Origin of the sequence: Variovorax boronicumulans NBRC 103145 (genome assembly GCF_001591345.1) — a bacterium.
GTDB lineage: Bacteria > Pseudomonadota > Gammaproteobacteria > Burkholderiales > Burkholderiaceae_C > Variovorax > Variovorax boronicumulans.
This window is the reverse complement of sequence record NZ_BCUS01000160.1, coordinates 1-11,764: the sequence shown is the minus strand read 5'-3', so window position 1 is coordinate 11,764 and position 11,764 is coordinate 1. Positions and strand designations below refer to the sequence as shown.

Below are 11,764 nucleotides of genomic sequence, written 5' to 3'. Positions count from 1 at the left end.
GGTCGCCGATCCGGTGCCGCGCAGCGCGAAGGTCGAGAAGGGGCAACTCGCGGTGGGCGTGCTGCGCGCCGATGGCACCGTGCTGCACCCGCAGGCCTATCCGTGGATCACCGCCGCCTTGTCGGTCGCCGACGGCTGGATGGCCGTCGCGGTCCGCTCGCAGCTGTGCAAGCGCTGGAGCGCGGGCGAGCCGGTGCAGGCCGCGCGCAACGACAACGGCCTGTACGTCTGGTTGCACGCCGACGGCCGCGAGCAGGCGCACGCCGAGCACATGGCCGCGCGCCATGCCGCCGGCGACCTGCGGGCCGCCTACGAGCTGGCCTGCCATCTGCGCGACGGCGAGGGCATCGAGGCCGACCCGCGCGAAGCCCTGCGCTGGATGGCGCGCGCCGCCGGCGTGCGCGAACCCGGCGATGCCCCCGCAACCGCGTCACCCGAGGGCCTGCCCGTGGCCATGTGCGAGCTCTCGAAGATGCTGCGCTGGAACACGGCGGGCCTCGGCGCCGAACCCGCCCTGGCGCGCGCATGGCTGCTGCACGCCATCGCCCATGGCGGCGAGGACGACGCCGCCACGCACGCCCATCTCGGCTACATGCTGACGGAAGGCGAGGGGGGCGAGCGCGACCTGGAAGGCGGCATGCGGCACTACGAACGGGCCGCCGGGCACAACAACACGATGGCGCTCTACAACCTGGGTCTGGCGCACAAGCTTGGCGAACCCGGGGCGCCCGACCTGGCCCGCGCGATCGGCTACTTCCGCCGTGGCCACGAAGCCGGCGACGTCAGCGCCACGATGCAGCTCGGCCGCACGCTGTGCCGGCATGCAGGGGCGCTGGCCGAACAGGACCAGGGGGAAGCGGAAGTGAACGTCCTGTACGCCGAAGCCCTCTACGCGCTGCAGAAGGTGGCGGAGGACAGCACCCAGCGCCAGCAGGGCTGGGCCTGCTACGAGCTCGGTTGGATGCGCATGCAGGGTCAGGGCGCGCCGGACGACGCGGCAGCCGCCGAGCGCTGGCTGCTCACCGGCGCTGCGCTCGATGACTGCGAAGAGAACCTGGAGAGCCAGCGCGCCTGCGTGGAATCTCTGGCGGCGCAGTTCTACGGCGACCGCGAAAGTCCGCTCTTCGACGAGGACAAGGCCCGCGCGTGGACGCAGCGGCTGGAGGCGCTGCCCGCTGCGGCCCCGGGTCAACCGGAGTGAGCCGGTTGATCGGGGTTGCGGCGCTCAGCGCGCCGGAACCGGATCGGGCAGTTCGATCTTGATGTCCAGCACTTCGAGGTTGTCCTGGGTTTCCAGGTGCACCTTGATGTCGTCGGCGTTGATCGACACGTACTTGGAAATCACCGCCACCAGCTCGCGCTGGAGCTCGGGCAGGTAATCGGGGCGCTTCTTGCCGCTGAGGCTGGAGCGCTCGTGAGCGAGGATGATCTGCAGGCGCTCCTTGGCGACGCTCGCAGTCTTCTTCTTCTCACCAAGCAGGAACGAAAGAAACGACATGCCTACTTGCTCCCGAAAATCCGTTTGAAGAAGCCCGGCTTCTCGGCTTCGACGAAGCGCATCGGCTTGTCTTCGCCAAGGAAGCGCGCGACCACGTCGCTGTACGCCTGGGCCACGTCGGTGTCCTTGTCGTGGATGGCAGGCACGCCCTGGTTGGAGGCGTGCAGCACGCTTTCCGACTCGGGGATCACGCCGATCAGCTTGATGCGCAGGATGTCCTGGATGTCTTCCAGCGAGAGCATCTGGCCGCCGGCCACCCGGTTCGGGTTGTAGCGCGTGATCAGCAGGTGCTCCTTGATCGGCTCGCCGCCGTCCTTGGCGCGCTTGGTCTTGCTGCTGAGCATGCCCAGGATGCGGTCCGAGTCGCGCACCGAAGAGACTTCGGGGTTGGTGACGATCAGCGCCTCGTCGGCGAAGTGCATCGCCATCATGGCGCCGGTCTCGATGCCCGCGGGGGAGTCGCAGACGATGTAGTCGAAGTCCATGGCGGCCAGGTCGGTCAGCACCTTCTCCACGCCGTCCTGCGACAGGGCTTCCTTGTCGCGCGTCTGCGAGGCGGCCAGCACGAACAGGTTGTCGCACTGCTTGTCCTTGATGAGCGCCTGGCTCAGGTTGGCCTCGCCCTGGATCACGTTGATGAGGTCGTACACCACGCGGCGTTCGCAGCCCATGATCAGGTCGAGATTGCGCAGGCCCACGTCGAAGTCGATCACGGCCGTCTTCTTGCCGGCGAGCGCAAGGCCCGACGCGAAGCTGGCGCTCGTGGTCGTCTTGCCGACGCCGCCCTTGCCCGAGGTCACCACCACAATTTTGGCCATCGCCATTCCTTCTTGTTTCGATTCAGTTGTCGATTGATGCTCAGCGCTGCCGCGTTCCTGGTTTTTCATCAGGGAATCGCGTCGATCGCTATTTTTTTGCCGTCCAGGCGCACCTGGGCGGGCTTGCCCAGCACGGGCTCGGGCAGCGGCACTTCGTTCGTGCGGTAGATGCCCGCAATGGCCACCAGCTGCGCTTCCATGCAGGTCGAGAAGATCCGCGCCTCGGTGTTCCCGCGCGCGCCGGCAATGGCCTTGCCGCGCAGCGGCGCGTACACGTGCACGTTGCCGTCGGCGATGACTTCGGCGCCGAAGCTCACGATGGCCGTCACCACCACGTCGCCGCCGCGCGCGTAGATCTGCTGGCCCGAGCGCAGCGGCTTGTCGATCAGCAGCGTGCCGTTGGCCGGCACCGGCAGCTCGCGCACGATCTGCGGGGCTTCCGACGGCGCGGGCGCCTCGGCGGGCGGGGCCGGCGGGCGGGGCGCGGGGGCCGAGGGCATGGCGGCCACCGACAGGCCGGCTTCACGTGCCGCGGCATGCTGCTCGGGGCTGCCGCCGCGCACGGCGATCGGCTGGGTCTGGTGGCGCGCCAGCAGGCTGCGCAGGGCGGCAAAGTCGATTTCGGGGGCGTCGGTGCCGACCTCGGCCGCCTGTTCCTGCAGCAGCGAGAGGTCGATCACCACCGGCTCCTGCTCGAAGAAGTCGGGCGAATCCGCCAACTGGGCGTCGAGCGCCTCGGCCAGCACGTCGAGGTCGGCTGTCTTGAGGATCACTGCGATCAGCGGCAGTGTGGCGCTCTTGAATTCGAAAACCGCCTTGGTACGAGCGGCGGAAACATCGGCCATTGGAAAACGTGTGTGAACGTCGGTGCGAAAAGCGTTGGAGTCTAACGGGCGCCGGCCAAAGCCCGATGGCCGGCGCCGCGTTCACTGACCCCGCACAACAGTTATTGCACGAGGTTTCACTTTGTCTGCGCTCAGGCGTTGCGCGAACGGCCCAGCAGGGCGTAGAGGATGATGGCCCCGAAAGTGGCGGTTCCGATGCCGCCGAGCGCGAAGTCGCCGAACTTCAGCGTGAAGTCGCCGGTGCCGATGATCAGCGTGATGGCGGCCACGATCAGGTTCTTGTTCTGCGAGAAATCGACCTTGTTGTCGACCCAGATCTTGGCGCCGGCAATGGCGATCAGGCCGAACACCACGATGCTCACGCCGCCCATCACCGGCAGCGGAATGGCCTGGATCAGCGCGCCGAACTTGGGGCTGAAGCCCAGGATGAGCGCAATGAAGGCCGCCACCACGAACACCGCCGTCGAGTAGATGCGCGTGGCCGCCATCACGCCGATGTTCTCGGCGTAGGTGGTCACGCCGGTGCCGCCCGCGGAACCGCTGATGACCGTGGCAATGCCGTCGCCGATGAAGGCGCGGCCCATGTACGGGTCGAGGTTGCGGCCCGTCATGGCCGTCACCGCCTTCAGGTGGCCGAGGTTTTCCGCCACCAGGATGATCGCCACGGGCGCAATCAGCAGCATCGCGTTGGCCGTGAACACCGGCGCCGTGAAGGTCGGCAGGCCGAACCAGGCCGCGTTGGCGATGCCGCTCAGGTCGACCGGCTTGCCCAGGCCCATGCCGTTGGTGAGTGCGGCGTAGACCAGCGTCGCCAGGATCAGGCCGATGAGGATCAAGAGGCGCTGCACCATGCCGCGCGTGAACACCGCCACCAGGCCCACGCACAGGAAGGTCACGGCCTGCATCCACGAATCGAAGTTGCTGGCCGCCATGTTCTTGATGGGAATGCCCGCCAGGTTCAGCCCGATGACTGCCACCACGGCGCCCGTGACCACGGGCGGCATGAAGCGTTCGATCCAGCCCGTGCCCACGGCCTGCACGATGGCCCCGATCAGGATGTAGACCACCCCGCAGGCCACGATGCCGCCCAGCGCCACCGCGATGTTGGCGTTGGCCCCCTTGCCCGCGTAGCCGCTGGCCGCGATCACCACGCCGATGAAGGCGAAGCTCGAGCCCAGGTAGCTGGGCACCTTGCCGCCCGTCACGAGATAGAAGATGAGCGTGCCGATGCCGCTCATCAGGATCGCGATGTTGGGGTTGAAGCCCATCAGGATCGGCGCCAGCACCGTGGCGCCGAACATGGCGATCACGTGCTGGATGCCCATCGCGCCGGTCTGCAGCCAGGGCAGCCGCTCGTCGGGCGCGATGACCGCGCCGTTGGCCAGTGTGGACACCGGCTTTTCAGTCCAGTTGAACATGTGTTTTCTTCTCCTCGGTTGGTGTGTGTTTGGGGGTCGACGCGCTCCCTGGGGCGAGATTGTGGTCGATCCACCCCGTGCTGAACACGGGTGCCACCCGCAAGAGGCATACCAGCGGGAGAAGAAAGAAAAGAAGCGCCCGGAAGGCGCGCCCGCGCTCAGCGCGGCTGCAGCACCGCCATGGTGATGCGCGAGACGCAGGTCAGCTCGCCCGCCTCGTTCGTCAGGTCGATCTGCCAGACCTGCGTGGTGCGCCCGCGGTGCACCGGCCGCGCCGTGCCGGTGACCCAGCCGCTGGTGGCCGAGCGGATGTGGTTGGCGTTGATGTCCAGGCCCACGGCGCGGTCGCCCTCGGGGGCCGAGTAGTGCGCGCCGCAGGAGCCCAGCGTCTCGGCCAGCACCACCGACACGCCGCCGTGCAGGATGCCGTAGGGCTGGCGGGTGCGCTCGTCCACCGGCACGCGGGCGCGGATGAAGTCGTCGCCCACCTCCAGGAATTCGATGCCCAGGGCGGCCACGGCCGTGCCCACGTGGTTGGCGGTCAGCGATTCGACCGAGATCTCTTTCTTCCAGATACGCATGCAGGGGTCTCCGATACAGGGGGTGCGAGGGCACTATAGCGACGACGGCTGACAACCGCAGTCGCCTTTGCGTGCTACCTTGGCCCGATGACCTTCCCTTCGGTGCGGCGGTGGCTCCTGGGCTCGGTGGCGGTGCTGCTGCTGGGCATCGGCGCGCTGGCGCTCGTGGTGGCCGCACGCTTGCCCGACGACGAGGAGGTGGCGGCCCGCATCGCCGCCGGCTTCTCGCAGCGCTACGGCGTCGAGCTGACCGTGGGCGGCGCCCACTGGTCGCTGTGGCCGGTGCCCGTGCTGGCGCTGTCCGAGCTGGCGACCGACCAGCCCCAGCCCATCACCCTGCGCCGCGTGAGCGTGCGGCTGCACCTGTGGCCGCTGCTGCTGCGCCGCGAGGTGGCCATCGACGAGATCGCGCTCGAAAGCCTGGTGCTGCCGCGCGCGTCGGTGCGCGCCTTCCGGGACAAGGGCCCCGAGCCGCAGGAAAGCGAGCGCATCGTGCCGCTGCCCGCGCCCTGGACCCTGGCGCCCGTGCCGGTGGAGCGCGTGCGCTGGCGCGACGTGGTCTGGATCGACCGCCGCGATATCGCGCTGGCCTACGACGGCGAGGTGACGTTCGACGACAACTGGCGCCCTCGCAACCTGCGTCTGGAGCGCGCCGGCGCCGCATCGCCCGTGCGCCTGCGGCTGGACCGCGAGGGCACGGAAGACCGCTGGCGCACCCGCATCGACGCCGGGGGCGGCACGTGGAACGGGCAGGCGCGGCTCGAGGTGCTGCCCGAGGGGCGGGGCTTGCGCGTGTCGGCCGAGCTCGACCCGCGGCAGGTCGACATCGAGGCGCTGGTGCAGGCCTTCGGGCGCCGCTCGGCGGTGGCGGGCAAGGTCTCGGGCCACACCTCGCTGGTGGCCGAGGCCCGCGAGGTGGGCGCGCTGGTGCGCGGCCTGCACACACGCACGACCTTCTCGGTGCAGCCCGCCACGCTGACCCGGCTCGACCTGGCCAAGGCCGTGACCACCGTCGGCATCAGCCGCGGCGGCACCACGGCGCTGGACGAGCTCACCGGCACGCTCGACACCCAAGGCACCGAAGACGGCATCGTGATGCGCTACACGAACCTCAAGGCGCGCTCGGGCGTGCTCACAGCGAGCGGCAACCTGCGCCTCTTCAACCGGCAGATGTCGGGCGAGATGGCGGTGGACCTGGTCGATGGCGTGGTCGGCGTGCCGCTGAAGATCGGCGGCAGCGTGGCCGAGCCCGAGGTGTCGATGACCGGCGGCGCGCTCGCGGGGGCGGCGGTCGGCAGTGCGGTGCTGCCGGGGGTGGGCACGGCGATCGGGGCGCGCGTGGGGCAGCAGGTGGAGAAGCTGTTCGGTGGGGATGAGCCGGCGAAGAAGAAGGCGCCGAAGCCGCCTGCATCGAAGCGCTGACTGGCTGGTTGCCGTCGCGTTCAGGGCGTGTGCCCAGGCCACCGGGTACTTCCCTCCGCGAATGTCCCCCGGCCTGCGGCCTCCTCCTTGATTTCGCTGCGGGAAGCACCCAGTGTCCTGGGCACGGGACACGCTGTGGGTGCTCGCCGATCAGGAGAACGCCTTGATCACCGCCGGCACCGTCAGCACCGCCGTGTAGTAGCCCATGAACTGCACGCCCGTGTTGAACCCGATGGCGCGCGACAGCAGGCCGCCGAGCAGGCCCATCGTGAGGATCACCAGCAGCCCGAGCAGTTGGCCTTCCCACACGCTGATCACCACGATCAACCCGACGAAGGTCGCGATGATCGCCTCGTGGCTCACCTTGCGCGAGACGAACAGTGCCGCGCGGCGCGCGAAGTTCATCGTGAAGGGGTAGGCCACCAGCGCCGCGAGCACCACGGCCAGCATGCCGTAGCCCAGGAACTCCCAGTGGTTCAGCAGGTTGTGCAGGTTGTGGGTCTGGCCCGTGGCCGAATCGATGGTGAACACCGGCGGCGCGTTGAACAGTGGCGCCGCGGGGCCGGCCGCCACGGGGCTCAGCGGCAGGCCGATGGCGATCAGCGGGATCAGCGCCTCGGCGATGTAGGTGGCCTCGGTCACGCCGTTGCGCGCGGCCAGCGTGGTCGTGAGGCGGTGGTACGCATGCTTGATGCGCGAGCCCACCAGCTCGCCCAGCACCACCGTCATCGCGACGGGGCTGAACACGAAGGTGGCGCTGGAGATCGCGGCGGTCGCGAAGGTCCACTTCACCTGGCCGCGGTCGAGCACCTTGAACGGGTTGGGGAAGTAGCCCGACCAGCCCTTCACGTCCGGTGCGAGCGAGAAGGTGCGGACCTTGTCGCGCTTCATGCGCGCACGCGCCGCCGGCGAGATCACCGAGAAGAGGTCGGCCACCAGCGGCCCGATCGCAATGCCCAGGAAGTAGCTGATGCTGAGCTTCACGCCGTACTTGCCGGTGAGCGCCTGCAGCGCCACGATCACCATCACGAACGGCACCAGCGTGGCCACCGAGGCCCAGCGCCCGCTCGAGAAGTAGGCGATGGCCACCGCCGCCACCACGAAGATCCACGGCGCCGCCTTGGTGATGGCCGCGCCGTACGGCGCCAGCAGCACCGCGAACAGCACGGCCAGCGGCACCGCCAGAAAGGCCGCGATGATCGCGCCCGACACCATCTTGCGCAGCGCGATGTGCGGCACGCCCAGGTTGCGCAGCACGTTCGCGTCCTGCAGCAGCGGCGTGGCCATGGTGTCGCCCGGAATGCCCAGCAGCGCCGTGGGCACTGCGTGCGTCATGTGCTTGGCCACGGCCGCCGCCAGGAAGAAGGTGAACACGCCTTCGGGCGGCACGCCCAGCAGCACCACCAGCAGCGTGAGCGGTGCCAGCGTGGTGGTTTCGTCGGTGCCCGAGACGAGGCCGATGGCCGCGAACACGATGGCGCCCACGAGGCCCATGCCGGTGGCGACGAGGATCTGGTTGAACAGGGCGGCGTCGATCACGAGGCGGCTCCTTCGGCGGCCTTGGCGGCCTGGGGCTTGTACGACGCGAACAGCTCGTAGATCTCGAGCTCCTTCATCTCGCGCACCACCACCGGCGGCAGGTCGTCCACCGAGCCCAGGCCGCCGTGTTCGGCGGCCAGCTCGGCCAGCACCTCCTCGCGCCAGCGCGGATCGGCGGCGGTGCCTTCGACCACTTCGCGCTTGGGCGTGAAGAGCTTCGCGCAGATCACGCCCGAGACCACGCAGCCGCCCAGGCCCGCGAGCATCGCGTAGGCGCGCGCCAGTTCAGGCGTGCTCACCACGCTCGCGAGCACGCGGCTCGCCACGAGATAGCCCGTGAGGCTCACGGCGACGCCGATCGCGATCGACCACGCGAGGTGGCCCAGGTCGGCCGTGTCGCCCCATATCTCCACCAGCCGCCAGCGGGCGGGCGTTGCACTGTCTGCGTTCATTCGAGTTGTCTCCGTCTGTGGTTGTGTGACGGCCGCGTGCGCGGCCGCCGCGGTGTCGGCCGCGGACCGTGGTGCGGGAGGCTCCCGCGTTGCTTACTTCTTGCGCAGTGCGTCGAGCAGCGCCACGGCGCGGTCGGTGCGCACGTCGTGCTCGGCGGCCATCTGTCTGGCGATGGCGTCGATCTCGTCGCCGGTGGCGCCCGCGACCAGCGCGATGTTGCGGGCGTGCAGTGCCATGTGGCCGCGCTGGATGCCTTCGGTGGCGAGCGCGCGCAAGGCGCCGAGGTTCTGCGCGAGGCCGACGGCCACGGCGACTTCGCCGAGCTCCTGCGCCGACTTCACGTCGAGGATCTTCAGCGCGAGCCGTGCGAGCGGGTGCGTCTTCGTCGCGCCACCCACCAGGCCCACCGGCATCGGCATCTCGATGGTGCCGACCAGCGCGCCGCCCGCGTCCTTCTCCCATGTGGTAAGCGAGGTGTAGCGTCCGCTGCGGCAGGCGTACGCATGCGCGCCGGCTTCCACCGCGCGCCAGTCGTTGCCGGTCGCGACGATCACCGGGTCGATGCCGTTCATGATCCCCTTGTTGTGCGTGGCCGCGCGGTACGGGTCGATGGCCGCGAAGGTGTAGGCATCGATCACGCCCTCGACCACCTCTTCGCCGCTGCGCTCGCGCGTGGCCAGCACAGAGGGCGCGAGCCGCACGCGCGCACGCGACAGCCGCAGATCGGCCAGGTTCGACAGGATGCGCAGGCGCACCGTGCCGCCCGTGAGTTTCTCGACCAGCGGCGACACCGCCTCGGCCATCGTGTTGACCGTGTTCGCGCCCATCGCGTCGCGCACGTCGACGATCAGGTGCATCACCACCATCGCGCCGCGCGGCGTGTCGCCGAACACATGCACCTCGATGTCGCGGCAGCCGCCGCCCAGGCCGATCAGCACCTTGTCGCGGCTGTTCGCCACGGCCAGGATCTCGTCGCGCGCACGCAGCAGCGCCAGCCGCGCACCGTAGGGGTCGGTGATGCCGATCACCTGCACCTGCGCGCGCATCAGCGGGCCGGTGCTCGAGGCCTCGAAGCCGCCGCCTTCGCGCGCCAGCTTGGCCATGAAGGAGGCGGCGGCGACCACCGAGGGCTCTTCGACCGCCATCGGCACCAGGTAGTCGCGCCCGTTCACGGTGAAGTTGCCGGCCACGCCCAGCGGCAGCTCGAAGGTGCCGATCACGTTCTCGACCATGCCGTTGGCGCGCTCCACGCCCAGCGCGCCGGGTTGTGCGAGCAGCGCCACCTCGTCGTCGGTGAGCGCGGCGGCCTGTGCGATGTGGGCCAGGCGTTGGGCGGGCGTGAGTGCGCGGAAATTGGGAATGCGGGAATCGGCGGCCATCGGTGCGTGTCTCTTCGGAAGGTGAATTCGGGAGCAGGCAATTTAGGCCGGCTGTACCGCCCGCGGAAGGCACAGTTTGGCGGGACAGTGCGGACAGTGGTGCGCCGCCATGCCTCGCTGTGTCACAGTCCAAGCCCATGACCACGATCGCCGATTCGCTCGCCGACACCCTCGCGCGCCAGATCGCGAGCGGCGCCTACAAGGCCGGCGACAAGCTGCCCTCGCTGCGCGAACTCGCACAGCTGCACGGCTACGCCAAGAACACCGTGGTGGCCGCCTTCGAACTGCTGGTGTCGCGCGGCCTCGTCGAGCCGCGGCGCGGTTCGGGCTACTACGTGCTCGCGCAGGCCACGGCCACGCCCAAGCCCGCCGAGGACGACGCGGGCAGCCTCGGCCGCGCGATGGACATCGTGTGGCTCATGCGCGAGCAGCTCAAGACGCAGCCCGATGCGGTGGCCGTGGGCGACGGCTTTCCGCCCGTCGAATGGCTGGCCGACGTGCGCCTGGACAAGTACCACCCGAAGGTCGTGCGCACGGGGCTCGGCGCGCTGTTCCGCTACGGCAGCCGCTTCGGCTACGCGCCGCTGCGCGACCACCTCGTGCGCAAGCTGGCCGACTTCGGCATCGGCGCCGAGCCGCGGCAGATCGTGCTCACGCACGGCGCCAACGAGGCGATGGACATCGTCATCCGCTACTTCGTGCCGCCCGGCGGCAAGGTGCTGGTGGACGACCCGGGCTACTACCCGCTGTTCGGCAAGCTCAAGCTCGCGGGCGCGCAGATGCTGGCGGTGCCGCGCCTGGCCGACGGGCCCGACCTCGAGGTGCTGGAGCAGCTGCTCATCGCCGAGCGGCCGCGCCTGTTCTTCACGCAGTCGCTCGCGCACAACCCCACGGGCTCCGACATCTCGCCGGCCAAGGCCTTTCGCGTGCTGCAGCTGGCGCAGAAGTACGACCTGCTGATCGTGGAGAACGACCCGCTGGCCGACTTCAAGCCGACCGCGTTGCCGCGCCTCTCCGCGCTCGACCAGCTCGAGCGCACGATCTACATCGGCAGCTTTTCGAAATCGTTCTCGGCCGCGCTGCGCGTGGGCTTCATCGCCTGCGGCGCCGACCTGGCAAGCGACCTCGCGGACCTGAAGGCGCTGATCCACGTGAGCAGCTCGGAGTACAGCGAGCGCACGGTCGACGTGATCCTGAGCGAGGGCCATTACCAGCGGCACCTCAAGCGGCTGCAGCAGCGGCTGGGCGAGGCCACGCGCGACGCGCTGAAGCTGTTCGACGCCGTGGACGCCGAGGTCTTCGCGCGCAGCCCGCAGTCGCTCTACATCTGGGCTGCGCTGCCCGGCGTGGACGACTCGCTGGCCTTCGCGAAGGAGCTGCTGCCGCGCAAGATCGTGATGGCGCCGGGGCGCATCTTCAGCGTCGACTCGACACAGGTCTCGCGCTGGTCGCGCTTCAACGTGGGCGCCATGGCCGACCCGCGCTTTGCGAAGGCGCTGCGCACCGCGTTGCGGCGGCGCGCTTGAATCAGCCGGTGAAGGTGCCGTGCCGGCCCGCACCGCCGGCAAAGCGTGCGGCGCCGGCTTCGCCTTCGGCCGCGACGATCGGCACGCCCTGCGCGCCTTCGCGGCGCAGCGCCTCGGCCAGCGGCAGGTCCCACTGTTCGAAAGCGGAGCGGCGGTCGGCCAGCATGCATTGCTGCGGGAAGGCGGCGATCTGCCGCGCCAGCTCCTGCGCGGCGGCGAGTGCACCGCCCGGCGGCGTGGTGCGGTTCACCAGGCCCATCGCCAGCGCCTCGGCGGCGGGCACCG

The 11,764-nt window shown here is 69.7% G+C and carries 12 protein-coding genes; 3 read left to right on the top strand and 9 right to left on the bottom strand.

Annotated elements, in window-relative coordinates:
• Positions 1 to 1,201, top strand: a 1,201-nt coding sequence (locus VBO01S_RS28645) for a tetratricopeptide repeat protein (protein WP_169805098.1), incomplete at its 5' end; no start/stop codon positions are given.
• 24 nt (positions 1,202 to 1,225) lie between these two features.
• Here the strand turns inward: VBO01S_RS28645 and minE are convergent.
• From minE to VBO01S_RS28620, 5 genes are all read right to left on the bottom strand, one after another.
• Positions 1,226 to 1,498: a cell division topological specificity factor MinE gene (gene minE / locus VBO01S_RS28640; RefSeq protein ID WP_056574726.1), complete on the bottom strand. Its 273-nt coding sequence runs from the start codon at positions 1,496 to 1,498 to the stop codon at positions 1,226 to 1,228.
• A gap of 2 nt (positions 1,499 to 1,500) precedes the next feature.
• Entirely contained in the window at positions 1,501 to 2,316 is an 816-nt protein-coding gene (minD, locus tag VBO01S_RS28635; RefSeq protein ID WP_062481817.1) for a septum site-determining protein MinD, read from the bottom strand.
• Positions 2,317 to 2,384: 68 nt separating this feature from the next.
• Positions 2,385 to 3,161 (bottom strand): septum site-determining protein MinC, encoded by a 777-nt coding sequence (gene minC, locus VBO01S_RS28630; protein WP_062481815.1) that lies wholly within the window; start codon positions 3,159 to 3,161, stop codon positions 2,385 to 2,387.
• A gap of 131 nt (positions 3,162 to 3,292) precedes the next feature.
• Entirely contained in the window at positions 3,293 to 4,579 is a 1,287-nt protein-coding gene (locus VBO01S_RS28625) for a solute carrier family 23 protein (protein WP_062481812.1), read from the bottom strand.
• 158 nt (positions 4,580 to 4,737) lie between these two features.
• Positions 4,738 to 5,160 (bottom strand): hotdog fold thioesterase, encoded by a 423-nt coding sequence (locus VBO01S_RS28620; protein WP_062481810.1) that lies wholly within the window; start codon positions 5,158 to 5,160, stop codon positions 4,738 to 4,740.
• A gap of 87 nt (positions 5,161 to 5,247) precedes the next feature.
• On the opposite strand from VBO01S_RS28620, the gene VBO01S_RS28615 reads away from it, so the two are divergent.
• A complete protein-coding gene (locus VBO01S_RS28615) occupies positions 5,248 to 6,582 on the top strand; it encodes an AsmA-like C-terminal region-containing protein (RefSeq protein ID WP_062481809.1) in 1,335 nt (444 codons plus the stop codon).
• 150 nt (positions 6,583 to 6,732) lie between these two features.
• Here the strand turns inward: VBO01S_RS28615 and VBO01S_RS28610 are convergent, their stop codons facing one another.
• The 3 genes from VBO01S_RS28610 to VBO01S_RS28600 all read right to left on the bottom strand — a co-directional run bounded on the left by VBO01S_RS28610 (position 6,733) and on the right by VBO01S_RS28600 (position 9,953).
• A complete protein-coding gene (locus VBO01S_RS28610; protein WP_139140391.1) occupies positions 6,733 to 8,076 on the bottom strand; it encodes a tripartite tricarboxylate transporter permease in 1,344 nt (447 codons plus the stop codon).
• Positions 8,077 to 8,117: 41 nt separating this feature from the next.
• On the bottom strand, positions 8,118 to 8,573 hold the full coding sequence (locus tag VBO01S_RS28605) for a hypothetical protein (protein ID WP_062481808.1): 456 nt from the start codon (positions 8,571 to 8,573) through the stop codon (positions 8,118 to 8,120).
• A 93-nt stretch (positions 8,574 to 8,666) separates the two neighbouring features.
• Entirely contained in the window at positions 8,667 to 9,953 is a 1,287-nt protein-coding gene (locus VBO01S_RS28600; RefSeq protein ID WP_062481805.1) for a hydroxymethylglutaryl-CoA reductase, degradative, read from the bottom strand.
• 137 nt (positions 9,954 to 10,090) lie between these two features.
• Here VBO01S_RS28600 and VBO01S_RS28595 point away from each other — a divergent pair, with 137 nt between their 5' ends.
• Positions 10,091 to 11,479, top strand: coding sequence for an aminotransferase-like domain-containing protein (locus VBO01S_RS28595; protein WP_062481803.1), 1,389 nt, complete (start codon positions 10,091 to 10,093; stop codon positions 11,477 to 11,479).
• Position 11,480: 1 nt separating this feature from the next.
• Here VBO01S_RS28595 and VBO01S_RS32845 read toward each other — a convergent pair.
• Positions 11,481 to 11,764, bottom strand: a 284-nt coding sequence (locus tag VBO01S_RS32845; protein WP_502688675.1) for a Clp protease/crotonase-like domain-containing protein, incomplete at its 5' end; no start/stop codon positions are given.